Origin of the sequence: Pedobacter segetis (assembly GCF_016623585.1) — a bacterium.
Taxonomy (GTDB): domain Bacteria; phylum Bacteroidota; class Bacteroidia; order Sphingobacteriales; family Sphingobacteriaceae; genus Pseudopedobacter; species Pseudopedobacter segetis.
In genome coordinates this window covers 69534-94054 of sequence record NZ_JAEHFY010000008.1, presented here as the reverse complement: position 1 = coordinate 94054, position 24521 = coordinate 69534, and the positions used below count along the sequence as shown (strand labels likewise).

General features: G+C 36.7%; 18 protein-coding genes. 7 read left to right on the top strand and 11 right to left on the bottom strand.

Annotated elements, in window-relative coordinates; translation table 11 throughout:
• The first annotated feature begins 5 nt into the window (after positions 1–5).
• The 5 genes from I5M32_RS07060 to I5M32_RS07040 all read left to right on the top strand — a co-directional run bounded on the left by I5M32_RS07060 (position 6) and on the right by I5M32_RS07040 (position 4843).
• Positions 6–1256: a murein hydrolase activator EnvC family protein gene (locus I5M32_RS07060; protein ID WP_200585490.1), complete on the top strand. Its 1251-nt coding sequence runs from the start codon at positions 6–8 to the stop codon at positions 1254–1256.
• 77 nt (positions 1257–1333) lie between these two features.
• The gene (locus tag I5M32_RS07055; protein WP_200585489.1) at positions 1334–1669 is read left to right on the top strand and encodes a Sec-independent protein translocase subunit TatA/TatB; all 336 of its coding nucleotides are present in this window, start codon (positions 1334–1336) and stop codon (positions 1667–1669) included.
• Between the two features lie 21 nt (positions 1670–1690).
• Positions 1691–1885, top strand: a complete 195-nt coding sequence (locus I5M32_RS07050) for a twin-arginine translocase TatA/TatE family subunit (protein ID WP_200585488.1) — start codon at positions 1691–1693, stop codon at positions 1883–1885.
• A gap of 83 nt (positions 1886–1968) precedes the next feature.
• Entirely contained in the window at positions 1969–3396 is a 1428-nt protein-coding gene (gene gatA, locus I5M32_RS07045; RefSeq protein WP_200585487.1) for an Asp-tRNA(Asn)/Glu-tRNA(Gln) amidotransferase subunit GatA, read from the top strand.
• 43 nt (positions 3397–3439) lie between these two features.
• Complete coding sequence (locus I5M32_RS07040; RefSeq protein ID WP_200585486.1) at positions 3440–4843, top strand: lytic transglycosylase domain-containing protein; 1404 nt, start codon at positions 3440–3442, stop codon at positions 4841–4843.
• A 28-nt stretch (positions 4844–4871) separates the two neighbouring features.
• On the opposite strand, the gene I5M32_RS07035 is transcribed toward I5M32_RS07040, so the two are convergent.
• Entirely contained in the window at positions 4872–5801 is a 930-nt protein-coding gene (locus tag I5M32_RS07035) for a mechanosensitive ion channel family protein (RefSeq protein ID WP_200585485.1), read from the bottom strand.
• 189 nt (positions 5802–5990) lie between these two features.
• On the opposite strand from I5M32_RS07035, the gene I5M32_RS07030 reads away from it, so the two are divergent.
• Positions 5991–7286: a UDP-N-acetylmuramoyl-tripeptide--D-alanyl-D-alanine ligase gene (locus I5M32_RS07030; RefSeq protein ID WP_200585484.1), complete on the top strand. Its 1296-nt coding sequence runs from the start codon at positions 5991–5993 to the stop codon at positions 7284–7286.
• Positions 7287–7335: 49 nt separating this feature from the next.
• On the opposite strand, the gene I5M32_RS07025 is transcribed toward I5M32_RS07030, so the two are convergent.
• The 3 genes from I5M32_RS07025 to fumC all read right to left on the bottom strand — a co-directional run bounded on the left by I5M32_RS07025 (position 7336) and on the right by fumC (position 12104).
• Positions 7336–9699, bottom strand: a complete 2364-nt coding sequence (locus tag I5M32_RS07025) for a S9 family peptidase (protein ID WP_200585483.1) — start codon at positions 9697–9699, stop codon at positions 7336–7338.
• 106 nt (positions 9700–9805) lie between these two features.
• Positions 9806–10624, bottom strand: coding sequence for an N-acetylmuramoyl-L-alanine amidase (locus tag I5M32_RS07020; RefSeq protein WP_200585482.1), 819 nt, complete (start codon positions 10622–10624; stop codon positions 9806–9808).
• An 82-nt stretch (positions 10625–10706) separates the two neighbouring features.
• Positions 10707–12104, bottom strand: coding sequence for a class II fumarate hydratase (gene fumC, locus I5M32_RS07015; protein ID WP_200585481.1), 1398 nt, complete (start codon positions 12102–12104; stop codon positions 10707–10709).
• A gap of 306 nt (positions 12105–12410) precedes the next feature.
• On the opposite strand from fumC, the gene I5M32_RS07010 reads away from it, so the two are divergent.
• Positions 12411–13589, top strand: coding sequence for a serine hydrolase domain-containing protein (locus I5M32_RS07010; RefSeq protein WP_200585480.1), 1179 nt, complete (start codon positions 12411–12413; stop codon positions 13587–13589).
• Between the two features lie 61 nt (positions 13590–13650).
• On the opposite strand, the gene I5M32_RS07005 is transcribed toward I5M32_RS07010, so the two are convergent.
• The 7 genes from I5M32_RS07005 to rplK form a co-directional block, all read right to left on the bottom strand.
• Complete coding sequence (locus tag I5M32_RS07005; RefSeq protein WP_200585479.1) at positions 13651–13896, bottom strand: hypothetical protein; 246 nt, start codon at positions 13894–13896, stop codon at positions 13651–13653.
• Positions 13897–14020: 124 nt separating this feature from the next.
• Positions 14021–18310 carry a DNA-directed RNA polymerase subunit beta' gene (gene rpoC, locus I5M32_RS07000; protein ID WP_200585478.1) on the bottom strand — a complete coding sequence of 1430 codons (4290 nt, stop codon included), beginning with the start codon at positions 18308–18310 and terminating at the stop codon, positions 14021–14023.
• Positions 18311–18386: 76 nt separating this feature from the next.
• The gene (gene rpoB / locus I5M32_RS06995) at positions 18387–22187 is read right to left on the bottom strand and encodes a DNA-directed RNA polymerase subunit beta (RefSeq protein WP_200585477.1); all 3801 of its coding nucleotides are present in this window, start codon (positions 22185–22187) and stop codon (positions 18387–18389) included.
• Between the two features lie 147 nt (positions 22188–22334).
• Positions 22335–22712 (bottom strand): 50S ribosomal protein L7/L12, encoded by a 378-nt coding sequence (gene rplL, locus I5M32_RS06990; protein WP_200585476.1) that lies wholly within the window; start codon positions 22710–22712, stop codon positions 22335–22337.
• 57 nt (positions 22713–22769) lie between these two features.
• A complete protein-coding gene (gene rplJ, locus I5M32_RS06985) occupies positions 22770–23297 on the bottom strand; it encodes a 50S ribosomal protein L10 (protein ID WP_200585475.1) in 528 nt (175 codons plus the stop codon).
• Positions 23298–23301: 4 nt separating this feature from the next.
• On the bottom strand, positions 23302–24000 hold the full coding sequence (gene rplA / locus I5M32_RS06980; protein ID WP_200585474.1) for a 50S ribosomal protein L1: 699 nt from the start codon (positions 23998–24000) through the stop codon (positions 23302–23304).
• A 23-nt stretch (positions 24001–24023) separates the two neighbouring features.
• Entirely contained in the window at positions 24024–24467 is a 444-nt protein-coding gene (gene rplK / locus I5M32_RS06975; protein WP_200585473.1) for a 50S ribosomal protein L11, read from the bottom strand.
• Positions 24468–24521: the final 54 nt, after the last annotated feature.

Here is a 24521-nt window from a genome sequence, read left to right as displayed (position 1 = left end):
CCAAAATGAAGTATTTCAAATCTATTCTAATTCTGCTGCTGGTATTTTTAGGTGCCCAAACTTTTGCCCAATCACGTTCTGAACTAGAAAAAAGAAAAGCCCAGTTGAACAAAGATATTGAAATGACCAATAATATCTTGAACAAGACTTCAAAAGATAAAAAAGTTACCTTAAAACAATTAAATCTACTAAGGGCGCAAATAAGGTTAAAAGAAGAAAAGATCAATACCATCAACTCAGAAATTAGGTTGCTAGATGGGCAAATTAACGACAATGTTAACCAAGTACGGTCTTTACAGGCACAACTTACCCAACTTAAAAAAGATTATGCGGCCATGATCAGGTTCGCACAAAAAAACCAAGGGTCTTACAGTAAATTGATGTATATTTTTGCGGCTAAAGATTTTAACCAAGCCTACAAACGGATGAAATATTTGCAGCAATTTGGGGAATATCGGCAAAAGCAGGCCAAATACATAGAAGATACCCAAAACGCCATCAAAAATAAATTAGCACAATTAAACAGAAACAAATTAGATAAAGATCATTTATTAAATGATCAAGAGAAAGAAAAAAACACATTAGGTACGGCGCAACAAAAACAGGCTAAAGCAGTAAGCAGTTTAACCTCACAAGAAAAAAAATTAAAACAAGACCTGGCCAAAAAGCAAAGGGATGCACAAAAATTAGATCGGGCCATTAAACAGGCCATCGCCAGAGAAATTGAAATTGCAAGGAAAAAAGCAGAAGAAGAAGCAAGGATTGCAGCCGCAAAGGCAAAAGCAGAGGGAAAAGAAGCCCCGGCAGCAAAAACAGGCTCTTATTTAAACGCAACGCCGGAGGCCGCCAAGTTATCTGCAGATTTTGTGAATAACCGTGGCAGGCTACCTTGGCCAGTTGCCAGTGGAGTAGTTACCCAGTATGCAGGGAGAGAGAAATATGGCGTAAACGTGGTGGTTGAAAATACCGGTTGGAAATTAAGAACAAACGCCGGAGGAAATATCAGAGCTGTTTTTGAAGGTACGGTTACCTTAATAACCGATGTGGCAGGCTCTACCACTGTTTTGGTAAGACATGGGCAATATTTCACAGCCTACGTAAACCTTGCAACAGTAAGTGTATCCAAGAACCAGAAAATTAGCACAAAACAAGTTATAGGTACAGCCGGTAGTGATGGCGATTTTGAATTTCATTTATACAAATCAGACAATTCATTGGTAGAACAAGATCCAAAATATTGGTTGGCACCTAACTAAAACTATTATCATCATATAAACGTTAATGATATAAAAATAAAAGAATTATATTTGAACCGTCTTAGCATAAATAAAAAATGTTACATAATACATTACTGTTTTTAAACCTTGGCACACCAGAAATAGTTTTGGTTTTATTTGCTGTCCTTCTTCTGTTTGGAGGCGAGAAATTACCCGAATTAGCCAGAGGATTAGGAAAAGGGATTAGGGAGTTTAAAGATGCCTCTGATGATGTTAAAAGGGAAATACACAGAAACATCAATCAGCTTACGGCTGATGAAGAATTGAAAAGAGAAGAAAAAGCAGAACATAAAGAAGCCCTACCAAGTGTAGAAGCTCAAAAAACGGAAGTTTTACCTAACGGAGAAACAATTGAAACCGTTAAAACTCCAGAAGAAAAACAAAATTTATAAACAATTTAAATAAATAAAAAAATGGGTTTAGGTGCTCCAGAAATTATTTTGATCGTATTGGCATTATTGCTTTTATTTGGTGGTAAAAAAATACCAGAACTAATGCGAGGAATGGGAAAAGGCGTAAAAGAATTTAAAGATGCCCAAAATGGTGTCGATAAATCAGATTATGAAAAACCAGTAGATAAAACTGAAGAAAACACGAAAAATATTTAATTAATCCTGATTTATTTAGGGTTCTATTAACCTTGAATGGCTGAAATTATTAATTTCGGGGATTCAAGGTTTTGTTTTATAGAATGGTTACACAAAAAATCCAGTTATACTCTCAATTCTCAGATTTACAGCAAGCTCTTAAAAGCAAACAAATCAAGGTTATTGATTTGGTAGAACATTATTGTTCAAGAATTGAACAATATGCCCATCTTAATGCTTTTTTAGAGGTTTTTAAGGTTGAAGCCCTTTTAAGGGCAGAAGAGATCCAAAAGAAAATTGATGATGGTACAGCCGGAAAATTAGCGGGGATGATCATTGGCTTAAAAGATAATATTTCTTTTAAAGGCCATGAGATGACGGCCTCTTCTAAAATTTTGGAAGGCTACCAAGCGGTTTATTCTGCCACGGTAACCAAAAAGATCTTAAACGAAGATGCCATTATCATCGGTAGGCTAAATTGCGATGAGTTTGCGATGGGCGCATCTAACGAAACTAGTTTTTTTGGCCCCGTAAAAAACTTTGCCGATCAAACAAAAGTATCGGGAGGCTCCTCTGGAGGCTCTGCCGTTGCGGTACAAGCAGGTTTATGTTTTGCGTCTTTAGCCTCTGATACTGGCGGATCTATAAGGCAACCTGCCGCTTTTTGTGGCGTTGTAGGCCTTAAACCAACTTATTCAAGGGTCTCTAGGTATGGTGTTGTAGCTTATGCCTCTTCTTTTGATCAGGTTGGCCCAATAACACGATCTGTTGATGATGCCGCTTTAATTTTAGAGGTTATAGCAGGTAACGATATTCATGATTCTACCTCTTCTAATGTAAAAGTTTTTGAATACTCAAAATTATTAGATGATAAAAGGAAAAAGAAAATTGCCTACATAGAAGAAACCCTCCATTCTGAAGGATTAGACCCAGAAATCAAAAATAACATCCTCGCCCAGCTCCAAAAACTTAAAGATAACGGGCATACCGTTAAACCCGTTTCATTTGAATATCTGGACCACGTTGTGGCAACTTATTATATTTTAACAACTGCCGAAGCATCCTCAAATTTAGCAAGATATGACGGCGTACATTATGGCTATCGCAGCCCAGATGCCAAAGATTTGATAAGCACCTACAAAAAATCCAGATCAGAGGGTTTTGGCGAAGAAGTAAAAAGGCGTATCATGTTAGGAACTTTTGTTTTAAGTGCCGGTTATTATGATGCGTATTACTCTAAAGCACAAAAAGCAAGGAGGTTGATCAAAGAAAAAATGGATCATATTCTAGAGGATTATGATTTTATTATAACACCCACTACACCAACACCCGCTTTTAATATTGGGGAAGAAATTACCGATCCCGTAGTGATGTACTTAGCAGATATTTTTACGGTTGGGGCATCTTTAGCAGGTTTGCCAGCCATATCCATACCTTCGGGAGAAACCGAAAGCGGATTACCGATTGGTATGCAAATTATTGGAAAAAGATTTAAAGAAGAAGAACTTTTAGCTTTTGCTAAACATATTTAATATTAATTTCTCCGGTCATTTGCATCGGTTTAAAGCTTAAAAAATGAGAAAAATTGTTGTGCTAACCACCAGTTTTATTTTTTTAATAAACTTATCAACCTTTGCTTTTAAATCAGATACCTTAAAAAAGATCAAGCTTAACGCAAAGGAAGCAAGGCTCATTAAACAACTCATTAAAACCGATACCTTATTTGACCCGGCAAATGTTAACCTTCAATTAGAACTTTTTAAATATAATCCCAACCTAGTTTATAAGTATCGTTTAGATTCACTTCATGCTTCCATTCCTCTAGATTACAATTCTTACGTTCAAACCTATATAGATATATTTTTAAGCAAGAGAAAAGAAGAAGTTGGGCACATGGTAAATTTAGGAAAGTACTATTTTCCTATTTTTGAAAAAGCATTAGCCGCTTATCAGGTACCGTCAGAGTTCAAATATTTGCCCATTATCGAATCATCTATGAACCCTATGGCTGTTTCTAGGGTTGGCGCTACGGGTATGTGGCAATTTATGTACACCACGGGCAGGGTTTATGGATTAAATATCGATAATTATGTTGATGAGCGTAAAGACCCTATTGCCGCTAGCTATGCTGCCGCTGCCTATTTAAGGGATGCTTATAATGAGCTTGGCGATTGGCTATTGGCCTTGGCTTCTTATAATTGTGGTAAAGGAAACGTAACCAGAGCAATTGAAAAAGCGGGAGGCTCAAGAAATTTTTGGGAAATACAAGGTTACCTACCCAGCGAAACAAGAAATTATGTCCCTGCGTTCATAGCCGCAAATTACATTATGAATTATTATAGCAGGCATCCACAAATAATGATAAATGACGATGATAATATCTTAAAAACAGATTCTATTTACATTAACAAGTACATATCATTTGATAATATTGCTTCTGCATTAAATTTAGATGAAAAAGATATTCAAAACTTAAATCCATCTTATAAAAAACAACTGATAAACGGAACCAAAGAAAGCCCAAAAAGATTGGTGATCCCAAAATTGACCTATAACGATTATACCCACTTTTTCGACGCATTAAATGCGGATGAAGATCAAAGTATCAAAGTTATAGATGCCATACAAAAACCCACAAAACCTTTTAAAACAATTACGCATATTGTACAAAAAGGAGAAAACCTCAATAAAATTGCTGATAGTTATGATGTGGAAGTTCAGGATATTAAGGTTTGGAACAATTTGCCAAATTACACCATCGCCATTGGGCAAAAACTGGTAGTTAACAAACCTGTTGATGAGGTAAAACAACCCATAAAGAAAAAGCCAAGTTACATTGCTTACAAAGTAAAAGCCGGAGACACGCTTTCTGCCATTGCAGAACGATTCGAAAATACAACTATTGAGCGTATTAAAGAATGGAATGGGCTAAAATCTAGTATCCTTACCATAGGGGCAATTTTGAGGATTAAACTATAACCTCGAAAACCGATCGTTTAATTGAATTTTAATCTTCTTTAATTGATTTGCTATCTAAAGTTTTAGCGCTGTTCAATAAATTCAGCTTCATCTCAGATAGTTTTTCTCCACCTTTAATTCCAAAATCCAATGTCCTTATCGGGAATGGGATCATGATGTCGTTATTATCGAAGGCTTTCTTGATCAAGATAATTGCTTCGCTTTTGGCATTCAAATAATCTGCTTGTTCTACAGAATTAAGCCAGATCCTCAATTTAAAATTGATGGAGCTATCGCCAAATTCATCAAAATAAACTTCTACTTCTTTTTCTTTTAATCTATACTCTAAATCGGTTAAACAAGCTACAACTAAACCTCTTACTTTTTCTAAATCGTCCCCATAAGAAATACCGATAGAAAAATCTAAACGCCTTTTACCTGTAGATGAAAAATTCTCTATTGAATTTTGAAACACGCTTTTGTTAGGGATAATCAAACGTTGACCTTGAAGGGTAATTAACGTGGTATCCCTTAAATTAATAGCTTCTATCCTTCCCATTTTATCATTAACGGTTACCAAATCGCCAACATCAAAAGGATGCCTAAAAGACATAAAGATACCCGACATAAAATTAGCCGCCACATCTTGAAAAGCAAAAGCCAAGGCCAAACCCAAAATACCAGCACCCGCTAAAACCGTGGTTACGGCCTTATCTAAACCAATTATATTTAATGCCGTAAATATGGCGATCAGTATAAAAATCACGTACATGAAAGAAGAAAAAAGCTTATTGATAGTTTGTATAGAAGAGAATTTCTGTATTATTTTAAAAGAATATTTTCTAATCAGCTTGGCTACAAATACCCCAATTACCAATACTACGGCTGCTAAAACAATATTTGGTAGTAATTTAACGGTTTCGGCAAACCAAGTTTGTAACTTACCAACTAACAGGTTATAGGCTTTATCAAAATTCATATTATTCTTTAAAGTGTTAACTTAATATCTTTAAAATAGCAATAATTTAACCAATTTTTTATGATGGTTAGTAAATTTTTCTATTATGGCTACGAAATAAATTAATTTAATGATTTTTACTTTACAGATTGCAAACCATATTCAGAAACATTAATTATTTTTAACCTCTACAAGTTATATTTATCATTTATGAAGAGTTTATATCAAGTTTATCTATCACATCCGAAGGTTTGTACAGATACACGCAAAATAATTAAAGATTGCCTGTTTTTTGCTTTAAAGGGAGAGAACTTTGATGCAAATACCTTTGCCCAAACTGCTTTAGAAAGCGGTGCTGCTTATGCTGTGATTGATAATCCCATCTATAAAAAAAATGATCGATATATTTTAGTTGATGATACCTTAATTGCATTACAAGAACTAGCCAAACATCATAGAGAACAACTGACTATTCCGGTAATTGGCCTCACAGGATCTAACGGTAAAACAACCACAAAGGAGTTGATCAATAGCATCCTCTCCCAAAAATTTAACACTTTGGCAACTTCTGGCAACCTTAACAATCATATTGGCGTACCCTTAACTCTGCTTGAAATAAACAAAACCCATGAAATTGCGATAATTGAAATGGGTGCAAATCATCAAAAAGAAATTGAAATGCTTTGCGAAATATGCCGACCTAATTATGGCCTAATAACAAATATCGGCAAAGCTCATTTAGAAGGCTTTGGTGGTGTGGAAGGCATAAAAAAAGGTAAAGGTGAGCTGTATGATTTTTTAGAAAAAACCAACGGAACGGCATTTATCAATAAAGATAGTGATGCGCTTACCCAAATGGCTGCCCAAAGAAATATTAACCACAAAATTTTTTATGGTAAAGGTACAGATAACCAAGTTTTTGGCGAACTGGTTTCTAACCAACCTTTTTTAGGTATCAAATGGATTTACCAAAACAAAAGCCATCAGGTTTTAAGCGGGTTAACCGGTGCTTATAATTTCGAGAATATTTTAGCCGGTATCGCAATAGGCTTAATTTTTGGGTTTTCGCCCGATGAAATAAACAATGGAATAAAGTGTTATCAACCTCAAAACAACCGTTCCCAAATCGTAAAAACCAAAAATAACACCGTTATTTGCGATTTTTATAACGCCAACCCCAGCAGTATGTTGGTGGCCATAGAAAACATTAATCAGCTTAAAGCCGATAAAAAAATATTGGTTTTGGGAGATATGTTTGAGTTAGGTGTTGAAACAGAATTAGAACATCTAAATTTGATAGTAAAAACCTTGTCCTATCAATTTAACGAGATTATATTCATCGGGAAATATTTTTTCCAACAAAAAAGGGATGATCAGCACCTAAAATTTTTTGAATCTACAGAACAGGCAAAAAATCATTTAAAAAACCAAAAAATAAAAGATGCTTTGGTTTTGGTAAAAGGATCAAGGGGCATGAAATTGGAAAGTTTGATGGGATTTTTATGATTTACAGACTTATATTAATCCATGGCCCCATCAATAAATTCAAAGCTCCTTAATTCTTTAAATTCTCTTCAAACAATTTATAAATTCTAGAATATTCATCTCGCCAACTTGTTGGCTCTACAAACCCGTGGTTTTCTATTGGGTAAACGGCCAATTGCCAGTTATCTTTCTTTAATTCTATCAAACGCTGGCTTAAACGCACAATATCTTGAAAATGGACATTCAAATCTAACATACCATGGCACATCAATAAATGTCCTTTTAAACCATCGGCAAAATTGATTGGGGAACTTTGCTGATATGCTTTTTCATCGTTATAAGGTTCGTTTAAAATATTAGAAGTATAACCGTGGTTATAATGTGCCCAATCTGTAACAGACCGTAAGCCCGCTCCGGCAGCAAAAACACCCGGCTGGGTAAACATGGCCATTAGGGTAATAAAACCGCCGTAAGAACCGCCGTAAATACCAATATGTTTAGGATCAATCCCATATTTCTCTGTCAGCAATTTTGCGCCATCAACCTGATCGGTTAAATCTTTACCGCCCATGTGCCTATAAATGCCAGTCCTAAAATCTCTGCCATAGCCCGCACTTCCGGTATAATCAATATCTAAAACGGTATAGCCATTATCGGCCAAAAAATTATGGAACATATATTCCCTAAAATAATCGCTCCATTTATAATCGACATTTTGCAAATAACCCGCCCCGTGAACAAATATTACGGCAGGTTTTGCAGCATCAGGATTACTTGCTTGATATAAACGGGCATAAATTTTTGTCCCGTAGCGATTATTGAAAGTGATCATTTCTGGATCTCGCCACGGGTAAGATTCAAATTCTTTTGTGGTAGAGTGCGTGATTTTTTGTGCCTTTGCTCCATCCTTATTAGCTTGAAGGTACAATTCCCATGGTTTATTAGAATAGCTATATCTAATGGCCAAATATTTTTCATCTGGCGAAAGGCTTACTTCATTTGCACCTTTCATACTCGTAAGCCTAATCAAATTTCCACCAGAAACAGGTATTTTATAAAAATGGATAATGCCCGGATGCGCTATATTTGCGGTAAAATAAAAAGTTTTTTTATCTGCCGAAAGGTCTAAAGATTGAACTTCCCAATTACCGCTGGTAATTTGTTTCTTTGTTTTTGTTTGGGTGTTAAAAGTGTAAATATGGGAATAGCCAGAAGCCTCGCTCTGGAAATAAATGGTCTCATCATCGATCCAATCTAAATTGCCCCCGCCATAAGAACCACCAACGCCAGGGCCACCGATCCAAGCTTCATCACGTTGCCTATCCAATAAAGTTAAAGTGCCATTTTGCGGGTTCAACTCCATTATCCAACGGTCTTTATTATCTTGAGAATAGATAGCTACTACTGCTTTTGTACCTTTTTGGTTCCAAATTGGTATGCCAATATTTACTGCCCTATCGGTATTTTTCTTTTGCCTTTCGGCGAGTTGTGCTGGATAATCCTTTACATAATCTGGAAGGTCTTTAATACCCGGAATAGTTGTGGTATTTATTTTTATAACGGTCTCCTTTTTAATATCATATATATAAGATACGGAAGTTGATTGCGGCGCACCCACTTTTGTACGTGTGCTTATTGAAGTTGTAAAACCAGTAGAATCTACAAAATCAGGAACGTTTGCTATTTTACCTTCTCCTCTTTTTATCAACCGATAGGTAATATAATCTCCGTTTGGGCTAAGTTGCAAACCATTCAATAAAGCTTCATCAATATTGATTTGTTTGGGTCTTTTTACCTTCTTAAAATTTGTCTCCAAAGTGTTTTCAAGTTCTTCTTTCTTTTCTTTCTTAAGAATATCGAACAAAGAAAACTGCTCATCTTTTAACCATTTTTCTTGGTCGTTTAATTTTGGTTCTGGTTTATCCCTATTTCTTGTGAAGTTGCTAAGCTGAGTTAACTCCCCGTTCAATAATGATTGCTGATAAAGATTATCCCCTTTTTGATAAATAACTGCAGTTTCATCATTATTAAAAGCAACACCCGTTTCCCTATCTATCGTGTTGGTAAGTTGTTTAGACTTTCCTGATTTAATATCCAACAGAAAAATATCTCCGTTCTTTTCGTATAATTTTTGGTTTTTGGCTTTATTTAAAACCCCCGTAAATGAAGGTAAATTTTTCTCTTGCTGCTTATTTAGCTTTTGTGGATTGAGGTTTGAAGTAGTAATAAAATAGGTTGAACTTTTACCCTCCGCTTCTGGGTTCCATTGAAAATAAATGGTTTTACTATCTGCACTCCACTGAATTTCCGTTGGCGAAGTTCCCATCCAAACGGGGTTTCTCATAATTTTATCAACCGTAAGTTTACCTAGTTCTTGCGCTTGGGAAATTGCAATAATGGCAAAAAAAGAAATGGCGAGTAAATATTTTTTCATATTGATTATTTGAGGATAAGCAATTTAAAATTAAATAATTTTAGATGCTAATGGGTAACAGAAAAATGGCAATTTTCTATTACAAAAAGATCGACCAAATTTTAATCTAATACTTTTTATAAAGATTGTACAACACACATTTATCCCAATCGCCCATTGTTGGGTTTAAATCTATTTGTACAAAATGCCTTTTAAAAGCGATGATTGCTGCAGGCAAATCACTGGTATCATAACCAATCCTCCTTAATGCGTTTTCTATATCAAAATCTGCAGACGGGGGCATATCTGGTGTTTTATACCACAGGCCAAAACCATTATCTGCCAGTTTTTTCCAAGGGAAAAGAATGCTTGGGTCTTGTTTTCTTTTTGGGGCTACATCAGAATGGCCAATAAAATTAGCCGTTGGGATGTTGTAAGTAGTTTTAAGTTTTGCGAGTAAAATCATTAAGCTATTTATCTGTGGATCAGAAAAAGGTTCTAATCCATTATTATCCAATTCTATCCCTATAGAACAAGAATTCATATCCACGTTGTTTCCCCATTTACTTAGGCCGGCATGCCAGGCCCTTAATTCGTCGTTTAACATTTGTACCACCTGCCCGTCTCTACCAATTACATAATGTGCGCTTACTTGGGTGCGCTCTAACGTAAAGGTTTTTATGGTAAGTGCCAAAGAATCTTGTGCGGTATGGTGTATGATAACGAAATCTGGTTTACGACTGCCGAAATTTACCGTAGGGATATAGCTTGAAGGAATGGTATTTCCAAGGGAATCAACCAAAACTGGAGCTAAATTAACGTCCATTTTCTGTGCCACCTGTTGCACTTTTTCTTCTTGGATTTTTTTTGCCTCTTGATAAGGTTTTGGGGAACAGGCTACCAATAAAGCCGATAAAGAAATGAAAAGAGAATAGTGGGTTTTCATAATAATATTTACAATAAAAAACTTACGAAGCTTAAAAAGCTCGTAAGTTTTAATTTATACTTTATAAAAAAATTAATAAAGATTATTTTAAAGAGCCAACCATATCCTCTGGTTTAACCCATTGTGTAAACTGCTCTGAAGTAAGCAAGCCACTTTCAACCGCTGCTTCACGCAAAGTTTTGTTTTCTTTATGCGCTTTTTTAGCAATCTTGGCAGCATTTTCGTAGCCAATATGAGGGTTTAAAGCCGTAACCAACATTAAAGAATTTTCTAAATGTTTTTGGATTTCTGGCAAATTAGGGAGTATTCCTTTAGCGCAATTATTGTTAAATGAAACGCAGGCATCGCCAATTAAACGGGCAGATTGCAATACATTAGCAGCAATAACGGGTTTAAAAACATTTAATTCAAAATGTCCAGTAGATCCACCGATAGAAACCGCAACATCATTACCCATCACTTGTGCACAAACCATTGTTAATGCCTCTGGCTGTGTTGGGTTTACTTTGCCCGGCATAATAGAAGAACCTGGCTCGTTATCTGGGATGATGATCTCCCCAATTCCACAACGTGGGCCAGAACTTAACATCCTTATATCGTTGGCAATTTTCATCAATGAAACTGCTGCCCTTTTTAAAGCTCCAGACATTTCTACCATGGCATCATGTGCGGCTAAAGCTTCAAACTTATTTGGAGCCGTTATAAATGGCAAACCTGTAAGTTGGGCAATGTATTTAGCAACCAAAACATCATAGCCTTTTGGCGTATTTAATCCCGTACCAACCGCTGTACCACCCAACGCTAATTCCTTAACCGCTTCTAAAGCGTTATTTATAGTTTTGATAGAATTTGTTAATTGTTGTGCATAACCAGAAAATTCTTGTCCCAAGGTTAGTGGTGTTGCATCCATAAAATGGGTGCGGCCGGTTTTTGTAATCTTCGCAAACTCTTCAGATTTTTTGGTTAATGTATCTCTCAATAAAGTTATACCGGGCAAAGTGATCTCTACCACTTGTTTGTAGGTAGCAATGTGCATGGCCGTTGGGAAGGTATCGTTAGATGATTGTGATTTATTAACATCATCATTAGGATGCAGAACTTTTTTATCATCCGTTAAAGACCCACCGTTCATCACGTGTGCTTTATTGGCTATCACTTCGTTGGCGTTCATGTTAGATTGTGTACCCGATCCCGTTTGCCAAATTACCAATGGAAATTGCCCATCAAGCTTGCCGGTTAAAATCTCATCGCAGGCTTTGGCAATTAAGTCCCTTTTTTGGTCGGTTAAAACCCCTAATTCTGTATTGGCCATGGCAGCTGCCTTTTTTAGATGCGCAAAAGCATGGATAATTTCTTTAGGCATAGAGGCCTCTGGCCCAATTTTAAAGTTATTTCTTGATCGTTCGGTTTGGGCCCCCCAATATTTATCTGCGGGAACTTTAACCTCTCCCATGGTATCGTGTTCTATCCTGTATTCCATTTTTATTATGATTTTTATTGATATTGCTAAATTAAGATTTTACAATTGGTAATTATCTTATTAAAGATTTTATTGTTGTAGAGCGATTTTTATTTGGGCGTTTTAAAACTCCGCCAACTGGCGGATATATCTTTTTGGCAGAAAAAGCCAAAAAGGATGCCGCTTCAATCGTTAACGCAAAAAGAGAAAATAAAAATTTTATGCTTTTGCAACATAACCGATACGTTTTAAAATTGTTTAAAACTCCTTTAATTATATCCTGATATAATTTATAATTTTCCGCTTCGTTACAATCAAAAACAAAAAATGATCAGATTTAAGCTGCCGATTCTCCTTCTTTCAATTCCTTTATTTTTATCAGCCTGCTCTTCAAGTAGTTCAAAACAAAAAGTTGAAGAAAATAAAATCGATCCCAAAAGAGATAGTCTTCTATTAATTTATAATCCGGCAAAGGCCGATAAAAAACTTGATGAATATTTTACCGATATACATAAAAAAAGGAATTTTAACGGGAATGTACTCATCGCAAAAAAAGGGAAAATAATTTATGAAGGGCATTTTGGCTGGGCAGATTATCTTCATCGCGATTCTCTAAAAATGGGTTCGCAATTCCAACTGGCTTCCATTTCCAAAACCATGACGGGTACAGCGGTATTGATGTTAATGGAACGTGGAAAATTGAAATTATCACAAACAGTTGATGAGTTTTATCCCGAATTTCCTTACAAAGGCATTACCATAGAAATGCTACTGAGCCATAGATCAGGCTTAAATAACTATGTTTATTTTACTGATGGCATTTGGAAAGACAAGTATAAAGCGATGACTAACCAAGATGTGATTAAACTTTACGCTCAATATAAACCGGCCCCCTATTTCCCGCCTAACCGGCAATTTCATTATAACAACACCAATTTTATGCTATTGGCCGCAATTGTAGAAAAAATAAGTGGTGAGGACTTTGATATTTTTATGAAACAAAATGTTTTTAACCCTGCCGGGATGAAACATACCGCAATTTACAGTACTGCTAAATATGAAAAAATACCTGTTGATGTGGTGGGCCATGATAGGGTTTGGAGAAGATCTGTTAGGCAAAATTTTTTAGACGGCCCTACCGGGGATAAGGGAGTTTATTCTACGGTAGAAGATCTATTTTTATTTGATAGGGCTTTAAGGGATGGTTTATTACTAAAAAAATCAACTTTAGATTCTGCTTACACACCTCACAGTAAATTACAAAATCAATATTTTGGGTATGGTTTAGGCTGGCGGATGTTTGTAGATTCTACCAAAAATGAGCAGGTAATCTATCACACAGGCTGGTGGCATGGTTTCCGCCATATCTTCTTAAGGGATATGAAAAGAGACATTACCATTGTTATCTTAAGTAACTTGGTAAACGGTAGCATTAACCAAATTGATGATATGTACAAGATATTAGGAATGCCAGTAATCAGAAGAGGTGTAAGCGATGAAGATTGAGATAGGATAAACAATTTGATCATGGGTATTCTGATCGATAAACTGCCTGTGGATTAGAATATCAATTTTTGATGTAAGCATAAATTATCCCCAATGTTACTCCTATCTGACCAATCCAAAATAGAAACATCCATTTGATGATTTCTGCTTTTGTATTCACTAAATCCTCTTTGGTTGCTAACGAATCTCTTTTGGCATCAAACTCGTCTTTGACTTTAGTTTCGATAAATGACACCAACTGCTCAGCTTCTTTTTCTCCAAGCTTAGTTTTTAGTATCTGAAATAATTGTATTTCTGTAAAAGTCATTTTTAAAACTTTAATGTAAAAATACCAAAAAAAGAAATAAAAAAGGTCTACAATTTCTTGCAGACCTTATATTTTGAATTTAAGTATGGAAATTAGTCTTGTCTCTAATTTCTTACATCAAAAACTAAGCTTCAACTTCTTCCTCTTCTTCTTTAGAAGCCATTAATTTATCATATTCTTCTTGAGAACCAACAATGATTCTTTCGTAATCACGTAAACCTGTACCAGAAGGGATCAAGTGCCCAACAATTACGTTCTCTTTCAAGCCTAATAAATGATCACGTTTACCAGCAATTGCAGCTTCGTTCAACACTTTGGTTGTCTCTTGGAAAGATGCCGCAGAAATGAAAGATTTAGTTCCTAAAGAAGCCCTGGTGATACCTTGCAACATTGGGCTTGCAGTAGCTGCTCTTGCCTCTCTTGCCGTAACCAATTTCAAATCTTTACGTTTTAATTGCGAGTTTTCATCACGTAATTTACGTACAGAAACTATTTGGCCTTCTTTTAAAAGGTTAGAATCTCCCGCATCTTCCACTACCATCTTATCGTAGATTTCGTCGTTCTCAATAGAGAAATCAAATCTATCAACAGCTTGTTTTTCTAAGAAAATAGTATCTCCCGCATCTTCAATCAGCACTTTCTGCATCATTTGATGAACGATGGTTTCAAAATGCTTATCGTTAATTTTCACACCTTGTAAACGGTAAACCTCTTGGATACCATTCACTAAGTATTCTTGAACCGCCGCTGGGCCTTTGATTGATAAAATATCTCCAGGAGAAATAGCACCATCAGATAACGGCATACCCGCTTTCACAAAGTCATTATCTTGTACCAAGATATGTTTAGAAAGAGGCACTAAGTATTTCTTAACCTGCCCATCTCTAGATTCTATAGTTACCTCACGGTTACCACGTTTGATACCACCTAAAGTTACAACTCCATCAATCTCGGTAACAACGGCAGGGTTAGAAGGGTTTCTAGCTTCAAATAATTCAGTTACACGAGGCAAACCACCCGTAATATCCCTAGTTTTTCCGGTTGTACGAGGGATTTTAACTAATATTTCTCCCATTTTAACTTCATCACCTTCATCAACAGCAACGTGGGCACCTACCGGAACGTTATATTCCCTTATAGAACCACCTTTTTTATCAACGATTTTGACAACAGGGTTTTTAGTTTTATCTCTTGTATCTATAATTACTTTTTCTCTGTGGCCGGTTTGCTCATCAGATTCTTCACGGAAAGTTACACCTTCAATTACGGCCTCAAATTCTACCTTGCCAGTAAATTCTGAAATGATAACCGCATTGTATGGATCCCAAGAACAAATCTTATCGCCTCTGGTAACCTTATCGCCTTCTTTAACGAAGAGGAATGCCCCGTAAGGGATATTGTTTGTCATGATGACTCTTCCAGATGCAGCATCGGTAATTTTAAACTCACCAGAACGCCCCAACACAACTTCGATAGAACCTTCATCTGTTTGTTTAGTAACTGTTCTTAAGTTTTCAAATTCTATGACGCCATCAAATTTTGCATTTATTTGAGATTCAGCAGCAATGTTAGATGCAGTACCACCAACGTGGAAAGTACGTAATGTTAATTGCGTACCAGGCTCTCCGATTGATTGGGCAGCGATTACACCAACAGCTTCTCCCATTTGAACTGGCTTACCAGAGGCAAGGTTACGCCCATAGCATAAAGCACAAACCCCTCTTGGAGCCTCACAAGTTAATACAGAACGTATTTCGATCCCTTCTAAAGCAGAGTCTTCGATTTTTCTTGCGATTTCTTCTGTAATATCATGATCTGCTTTAACATATAATTCGTTCGTAACTGGATCATAAACATCATGCAAAGAAGTACGACCCAAAATTCTATCATATAATGGCTCAACTATATCCTCTTGATCTTTTAATGCAGTGGTAAACATGCCTCTTAATGTACCGCAATCATGGTGTTTAATTACCATATCTTGTGCTACATCATGCAAACGACGGGTTAGGTAACCCGCATCGGCGGTTTTTAAAGCCGTATCCGCTAAACCTTTACGGGCACCATGGGTAGAAATAAAATATTCTAATACCGATAAGCCCTCTTTAAAGTTAGAAAGGATCGGGTTTTCGATAATCTCACCACCCGAGCCAGATTTCTGCGGTTTTGCCATCAATCCCCTCATTCCACATAACTGGCGGATTTGCTCTTTAGAACCACGGGCCCCAGAATCCAACATCATGTAAACAGAGTTAAATCCTTGGTTATCATTGGTTAACTGCGTCATCACGTGAGAGGTTAATCTATTGTTGATACGTGTCCAAATATCTATGATCTGATTATAACGCTCATTATTAGTGATGAAACCCATGTTGTAATTGTTCATTACATCGGCAACTTCATTACGAGCTTGCTCCAATAGGGTATGTTTTTCATCCGGAATATTCAAATCTTTCAAATTGAAAGATAAACCACCCCTAAATGCAGATTGGAACCCTAAAGTTTTAATTTCGTCTAAGAAATTAGCCGCACCCGCCATACCTGTAACTTTCACCACCTCACCAATGATATCACGTAGTGATTTTTTGGTTAATAATTCGTTAATGTAACCAACTTCTTTAGGCACCACCTCATTAAACAACACTCTTCCAACAGTTGTATCGATAATTTTCTCTACTAAGGCACCATTTTCTTTAATATGTGCTTTAACTTTAATGAAAGCATGTAGATCAATTCTTTTTTCGTTGTAAGCGATATTTACTTCTTCAGAAGAGTAAAAAGTTTGTCCCTCTCCTTTTACAACGTTCCCTTCTTCACTTTTGCGGCCCTTGGTCATATAGTATAGACCTAAAACCATATCTTGAGATGGTACTGTTACTGGAGTTCCGTTAGCCGGATTTAAAATATTGTGGGAAGCTAACATCAAAATTTGGGCTTCCAAAATTGCAGCGTTACCTAGTGGTACGTGAACTGCCATCTGGTCACCGTCAAAATCCGCGTTAAACGCAGTACAAACTAATGGGTGTAATTGTATAGCTTTACCTTCTACTAATTTTGGTTGGAAAGATTGGATACCTAAACGGTGTAATGTTGGTGCCCTGTTTAAAAGAACTGGGTGTCCTTTCAAAACATTCTCCAAAATATCCCAAACCAAAGGGTCTTTTCTATCAACAATTTTCTTCGCAGATTTTACTGTTTTAACTACCCCACGTTCAATCATCTTACGAATAATGAACGGTTTGAAAAGCTCAGCGGCCATATCTTTAGGCAAGCCACATTCGTGTAGTTTCAAGGTTGGCCCTACCACAATTACAGAACGTCCAGAATAATCCACACGTTTACCTAGTAAGTTTTGGCGGAAACGACCTTGTTTACCTTTTAAGATATCTGACAAAGATTTTAAGGCCCTGTTACCTTCAGTTTTAACAGCATTCACTTTACGTGAATTGTCGAATAATGAATCCACAGCTTCTTGCAACATACGCTTTTCATTACGCAAGATTACCTCTGGGGCTTTAATTTCCATCAACCTTTTTAAACGATTGTTACGGATGATCACTCTTCTGTATAAATCATTTAGATCCGATGTAGCAAAACGACCACCTTCTAGAGGTACCAATGGACGTAATTCTGGAGGTATAACAGGAACGATTTTAACAATCATCCACTCTGGGTTGTTCTCTATGCGTGTTTTAGCACCACGGAAAGCCTCTACAACTTGAAGACGCTTTAAAGCCTCATTTTTACGTTGTTGAGAAGTTTCATTTGCTGCTTGGTGACGCAAATCATAAGATTGTTGATCCAAGTCTAATCTCTTCAATAAGTCTTCTAATGCTTCTGCACCCATTTTGGCGATGAATTTATTAGGGTCTTTATCATCAAGATATTGATTGTCTTTAGGCAACTTATCTAAAATATCAAGGTATTCTTCCTCTGTTAAGAAATCCATATAATTGATTCCTTCATCTGTCATCATACCAGACTGGATTACTACATATCTTTCGTAGTATATGATAAGGTCTAATCTTTTTGTTGGTAAACCTAAAAGGTAACCAATTTTGTTGGGCAAAGATCTAAAATACCAAATATGTGCAACAGGAACTACCAAGTTAATGTGTCCCATACGCTCACGACGTACTTTTTTCTCAGTTACCTCAACCCCGCAACGGTCACAAACAATCCCTTTGTAACGGATTCTTTTGTATTTGCCGCAATGGCATTCATAATCTTTAACCGGGCCAAAAATTCTTTCACAGAATAAACCATCACGTTCTGGCTTATAAGTTCTGTAATTGATGGTTTCTGGTTTTAACACTTCGCCACTTGATCTTTCTAAAATTGCTTCTGGAGAAGATAAACTGATGGTAATTGAAGTGAAATTACTTTTTATTTTACTATCCTTTTTGTAAGACATATTCTTTTTTAAGGTTAAAAGGCTTAAGGCTTAAGGCATAAGGTTTAAACCCTATACCTTATACCTTTAACCCATTTTAGTCTAATGTAATATCTAATCCTAATCCTCTTAGTTCGTGAACCAATACATTGAAGGATTCTGGAACTCCTGGAGTTGGTAAGTTTTCGCCTTTTACGATTGCTTCGTAAGTTTTAGCTCTTCCTACAACATCATCAGATTTTACGGTTAAGATTTCTTGCAAGATGTTTGACGCACCAAATGCCTCTAAAGCCCAAACTTCCATCTCACCAAAACGCTGACCACCAAATTGTGCTTTACCACCTAATGGTTGTTGTGTAATTAATGAGTAAGGCCCTATTGAACGAGCATGCATCTTATCATCAACCATGTGACCTAATTTCAGCATGTAGATAATACCTACGGTTGTTGGTTGATCAAAGCGATCTCCGGTAAGTCCGTTGTACAAATAAGTTCTTCCAGATTCTGGTACACCTGCTTGCTTAACGTAATTCTCTACCTCGTCATGAGAAGCACCATCAAAAATTGGCGTTGCGAATTTCATTCCCAATTCTTTACCTGCCCAACCCAAAACAGTTTCGTAAATTTGCCCTAAGTTCATACGAGAAGGTACACCCAATGGATTTAGAACGATATCAACTGGCGTTCCATCTGCCAAGAAAGGCATATCTTCATCTCTTACGATACGAGCAACTATACCTTTATTTCCATGGCGACCTGCCATCTTATCTCCAACCTTAAGCTTACGTTTCTTAGCAACGTAAACTTTAGCCATTTGTACAATACCTGATGGCAGTTCATCTCCTACGCTGATCGCAAATTTATCTCTTCTGTATGCTCCCAATTCTTCATTGGTTTTGATACCAAAGTTGTGCAACAAGATTTTTATCAGATCATTTTTATCATCATCAGTAGTCCACTTTGTAGGGTTGATGTGGTTATAATCTAATTCCATTAATATCTTTTGGGTAAATTTTACACCTTTAGCTATTAATAGCTCTTTGTACACATTATAAACTCCTTGAGAAGTTTTACCGTTTACGATAGTGAATAATTTATCAACCAAACTTTCTCTAAGCTCTCTTACGGCTTTCTCATGTTTAGCGTCTAATTTTTCAATCATTGCCTTCTCTTCGGCTTTAGAGGTTTTCTTTGCCCTAGAGAATAATTTTGTATCGATAACAACACCTTTAATAGATGGAGGAGTTTTTAAAGATGCGTCCTTAACATCACCAGCTTTATCACCAAAGATTGCCCTTAATAATTTTTCTTCTGGAGATGGGTCTGATTCTCCTTTTGGAGTAATCTTACCAATTAAGATATCACCTTCTTGTACATCGGCACCTACCCTGATGATTCCATGCTCATCCAAATCTTTGGTAGCTTCCTCAGAAACGTTAGGAATATCTGGTGTCAATTCTTCTTCTCCACGTTTGGTATCGCGAACTTCTAGTTCGAACTCTTCAATGTGAAGTGAAGTGAATATATCCTGTGAAACAACTCTTTCAGAGATTACGATCGCATCCTCAAAGTTGTATCCTTGCCAAGGCATGAATGCAACTTTTAAATTGATACCCAATGCTAATTCCCCGTCTTGTGTTGCATAACCTTCGCATAATACTTGTCCTTTTTCTACCTTTTGGCCTTTTTTAACGATAGGCTTTAAGTTGATACAAGTACTTTGGTTGGTTTTTTTGAATTTGATTAAATCGTAACTTTTAGATTCGCCTTCAAATGAAACCAATCTATCGTCGTCATTTCTTTCGTATTTGATGGTAATTTTGTTGGCATCTACATATTCAACAACTCCGTTACCCTCTGCATTGATCAATGTTCTAGAATCGCGAGCAACCCTACCTTCTAAACCTGTACCAACAATAGGAGCCTGAGGACGCAATAAAGGAACGGCTTGCCGCTGCATGTTAGAACCCATCAATGCTCTATTCGCATCATCATGTTCTAGGAAAGGAATTAATGAAGCTGCAATTGAAGTAATTTGGTTTGGGGCAATATCAATGTAATCCAATTTTTCAGGATCGATTACAGGAAAGTCGCCTTCATATCTTGCTTTTACCTTATCTTCTTCAAAAACACCCTTATCGTTATATTGTGCATTTGCTTGCGCAATAGTCATACCGTCTTCATCTTCCGCACTTAAATAAGTAACCGGCTGATCTACAACAACTTTACCATCATTAACTTTACGGTAAGGAGTTTCGATAAAACCTAGGTTATTGATTTTTGCGTGGACACAAAGTGATGAAATCAATCCAATGTTTGGCCCTTCCGGAGTTTCAATAGTACACAGCCTACCATAGTGGGTGTAGTGAACGTCTCGAACCTCAAAACCTGCTCTCTCACGTGATAAACCACCTGGACCTAATGCAGACAAACGACGTTTGTGAGTAATCTCTGCCAATGGATTGGTTTGATCCATGAATTGAGATAACTGATTAGTTCCGAAGAAAGAGTTGATAACAGATGATAAGGTACGAGCATTGATTAAATCGGTTGGTGTAAACACCTCGTTGTCGCGGATGTTCATACGCTCACGGATTGTTCTGGCCATACGGGCTAAACCAACACCAAATTGCGCATATAACTGCTCACCAACGGTTCTTACCCTTCTGTTTGATAAGTGATCAATATCATCCACATCTTCTTTAGAGTTGATTAATTTGATCAAATATTTCACAATCGCAATAATGTCTAGCTTGGTTAAAACCTTGGTTTCAACTGGGGTATCCATCTTTAATTTACGATTGATCCTGTAACGACCTACATCGCCCAAATCATAACGCTTATCCGAGAAGAACAAACGATCGATGATACCACGAGCGGTTTCCTCATCAGGTGGTTCGGCGTTACGCAATTGCCTATATATATGTTCTACCGCTTCTTTTGCAGAATTGGAAGTATCTTTTTGTAACGTATTGTAAATAATCGTATAGTCTCCAGAGTTGCTATCTTCTTTAGAAAGGATCAAGGTTTTAACGCCCGCATCAACAATCATATCAATATGATCATCTTCTAAAATAGTTTCACGCTCTAGTATAATTTCATTACGAGGGATAGAAACTACTTCTCCTGTATCCTCATCGACAAAATCTTCTACCCAAGTTTTTAAAACCCTGGCAGCCAATTTACGACCGATATATTTTTTTAATCCCGATTTACTAACCTTAACCTCATCAGCTAGGTCAAATAACTCAAGAATATCCTTATCAGAATCATAACCGATCGCTCTCAATAAAGTAGTAACCGGGAATTTTTTCTTACGATCGATGTAAGCGTACATTACGTTGTTCACATCGGTTGCAAATTCTATCCATGATCCTTTGAAAGGGATAACACGGGCAGAATATAGCTTGCTCCCATTGGTATGACGGCTTACGCCGAAAAATACACCTGGAGACCTGTGTAACTGAGAAACGATAACACGCTCGGCACCATTGATCACAAAAGTGCCTTTGGGAGTCATGTAAGGGATAGTTCCCAAATAAACATCCTGTACGATGGTTTCAAAATCCTCATGCTCTTCATCATTACATGATAAGCGAAGTTTTGCTTTTAATGGAACGCTGTAAGTTAATCCACGCTCTATACATTCTTGAATGTCATAACGAGGTGGATCGATAAAGTAATCAAGAAATTCGAGAACAAAAATGTTTCTTGAATCAGAAATCGGGAAGTTTTCAGCGAAAACCTGAAATAAACCTTCTGTATGACGGTTATCTGAGGTTGTTTCTAGCTGAAAGAATTCCTTGAACGATTGGATTTGTACATCCAGAAAATCAGGATAATCTAACACATGCTTGCTTTGAGCAAAGTTTATCCTTTGATTGTTTTTGTTTGCCAAGGGTCTTAAATTTTAGTTAAACCGAAAATTCGATTAAAAAACTGAATCTGTATTCAGCATTGTACTGGTGATATACACCAAAAGCCGTAAACTCCTTTCGCCGGTTGGCGAAGGAGTTTATGGCTATTTTTTATTGAGGGTAATAAATTACTTGATCTCAACAACAGCTCCAGCTTCTTCAAGCTGCTTTTTCAAAGCTTCTGCTTCGTCTTTAGCAACACCAGCTTTCAATTCTTTTGGTGCGCCATCAACTAAATCTTTAGCTTCTTTTAGTCCAAGACCGGTTAAGTCTTTCACTAATTTAACTACCGCTAATTTAGAACCACCAGCTTCTTTCAAGATTACGTCAAAAGTTGATTTTTCTTCAGCAGCAGCTTCGCCACCAGCAGCAGCTGGCCCAGCAACTGCAACTGCAGCAGCAGCAGGCTCTATACCATACTCATCTTTTAAGATTTGAGCTAACTCATTAACTTCTTTAACAGTTAAGTTTACTAATTGTTCAGCAAACGATTTTAAATCCGCCATTATATTTAATTTTTAATTTTTTACTAATAATTTACTATCAAACTTAAGGTGTTTGAATTAACCTTCTCTTTCTTGTAAAGTTTTGACAATCCCTGCCAATTTGTTTCCGCCAGACGATAATGCTGAAATAACATTTTTCGCCGGAGATTGTAATAACCCAATGATTTCGCCAATAAGTTCCTCTCTTGATTTAAGGTTAACTAAAGCCTCTAATTGGTTATCGCCTATGAAAACAGTCGAATCTACATACGCTGCTTTTAAAACTGGTTTCTCTTCTTTTCCTTTTCTCAACTCTTTGATTAGCTTAGCCGGAGCGTTAGCATTGGTTGAGAACATGATAGAGGAGGCACCTTTAAGAACATCGAATAAAGGAGTTACATCGCCACCTTCTAGTTGCTCAAGAGCTTTTTTGATTAAGGTGTTTTTAACTACTTGTATTCCGATTTGGTTCTCGAAACATTTACGGCGAATATTATTGATTTTTGCAACCGTAAGGCTCGAGGTATCGGTAATATAAAAATTACCAGATTCTTTCATTCTCTCGGTTAAAGCAGAAACAACTTCGTGTTTTTCTTCTTTTCTCATAATATTAAATTCCCGCTACTGATTTAGTTTCAATATTTATTCCTGGAGACATAGTAGAAGAGATGTTGATACTCTTAAAATATGTTCCTTTTGCAGCTGATGGTTTTAATTTAGAAATGGTTTGAAGAACTTCCAAAGCATTTTCATAAATCTTATCAGATGGGAAAGATACTTTACCTATTGAGCAATGTATGATACCGGTTTTATCAACTTTAAAGTCGATTTTACCACCCTTAACATCTGTTACCGCTTGTCCCACGTTCATGGTTACGGTACCTGATTTAGGATTTGGCATCAAATTACGAGGGCCTAAAATACGACCTAACTTACCTACCTTAGCCATACAGCTAGGTGTAGTAACGATAATATCGACATCTGTCCATCCACTCTCAATCTTAGCAATATACTCATCCAAACCTACGTAATCAGCTCCTGCTGCTTTTGCTTCCTCTTCCTTATCAGGAGTTACTAAAGCCAAAACACGAACTGTTTTACCGGTACCATGTGGCAAAGTTGCGATACCGCGAACCATTTGATTGGCCTTACGGGGATCTACACCTAAACGAACATCAATATCTACTGATGAATCGAATTTTGTGGTGGTTATTTCTTTTACCAAGGCAGCTGCATCTTTTAAAGAATAAGCTTTACCGTCTTCAAGTTTGGAAAGTGCCGTCTTTTGATTTTTTGTTAATCTTGCCACTTGTCTTTTACTTAATGTGTTAATTAATTTGTCCAGGGTGCATCACCTGTAACGTTTATTCCCATACTGCGGGCTGTACCAGCAACCATCTTCATGGCAGATTCTACTGTGAAAGCATTCAAATCAGACATCTTATCTTTAGCGATCGCTTCTACCTGTTCCCAAGAAACCTTGGCAACTTTTTTACGGTTTGATTCTGCCGATCCACTTTTTAAATTAGCCGTTTCCAATAATTGGATAGCTACCGGTGGATTTTTAATGATAAATTCGAAAGACTTGTCTGCATAAACAGTAATCACAACAGGAAGTACTTTGCCTGCTTTCTCTTGGGTACGAGCGTTAAACTGCTTACAAAATTCCATAATGTTCACACCTTTTGCTCCTAATGCAGGACCAACCGGTGGAGATGGATTTGCAGCCCCTCCTTTTATTTGTAATTTGATTAACGCACTGACTTCTTTTGCCATTTTTTATTTATTTATTTCTCAACGTTAATAATGTGGAAGCATTTGTAACATTTA

Bases quoted from the DNA above. Each gene is read 5' to 3' on its own strand.
- I5M32_RS07060 (WP_200585490.1), top strand. From the start codon at position 6: ATGAAGTATTTCAAATCTATTCTAATTCTGCTGCTGGTATTTTTAGGT.
- I5M32_RS07055 (WP_200585489.1), top strand. From the start codon at position 1,334: ATGTTACATAATACATTACTGTTTTTAAACCTTGGCACACCAGAAATA.
- I5M32_RS07050 (WP_200585488.1), top strand. From the start codon at position 1,691: ATGGGTTTAGGTGCTCCAGAAATTATTTTGATCGTATTGGCATTATTG.
- gatA (WP_200585487.1), top strand. From the start codon at position 1,969: ATGGTTACACAAAAAATCCAGTTATACTCTCAATTCTCAGATTTACAG.
- I5M32_RS07040 (WP_200585486.1), top strand. From the start codon at position 3,440: ATGAGAAAAATTGTTGTGCTAACCACCAGTTTTATTTTTTTAATAAAC.
- I5M32_RS07035 (WP_200585485.1), bottom strand. From the start codon at position 5,801: ATGAATTTTGATAAAGCCTATAACCTGTTAGTTGGTAAGTTACAAACT.
- I5M32_RS07030 (WP_200585484.1), top strand. From the start codon at position 5,991: ATGAAGAGTTTATATCAAGTTTATCTATCACATCCGAAGGTTTGTACA.
- I5M32_RS07025 (WP_200585483.1), bottom strand. From the start codon at position 9,699: ATGAAAAAATATTTACTCGCCATTTCTTTTTTTGCCATTATTGCAATT.
- I5M32_RS07020 (WP_200585482.1), bottom strand. From the start codon at position 10,624: ATGAAAACCCACTATTCTCTTTTCATTTCTTTATCGGCTTTATTGGTA.
- fumC (WP_200585481.1), bottom strand. From the start codon at position 12,104: ATGGAATACAGGATAGAACACGATACCATGGGAGAGGTTAAAGTTCCC.
- I5M32_RS07010 (WP_200585480.1), top strand. From the start codon at position 12,411: ATGATCAGATTTAAGCTGCCGATTCTCCTTCTTTCAATTCCTTTATTT.
- I5M32_RS07005 (WP_200585479.1), bottom strand. From the start codon at position 13,896: ATGACTTTTACAGAAATACAATTATTTCAGATACTAAAAACTAAGCTT.
- rpoC (WP_200585478.1), bottom strand. From the start codon at position 18,310: ATGTCTTACAAAAAGGATAGTAAAATAAAAAGTAATTTCACTTCAATT.
- rplL (WP_200585476.1), bottom strand. From the start codon at position 22,712: ATGGCGGATTTAAAATCGTTTGCTGAACAATTAGTAAACTTAACTGTT.
- rplJ (WP_200585475.1), bottom strand. From the start codon at position 23,297: ATGAGAAAAGAAGAAAAACACGAAGTTGTTTCTGCTTTAACCGAGAGA.
- rplK (WP_200585473.1), bottom strand. From the start codon at position 24,467: ATGGCAAAAGAAGTCAGTGCGTTAATCAAATTACAAATAAAAGGAGGG.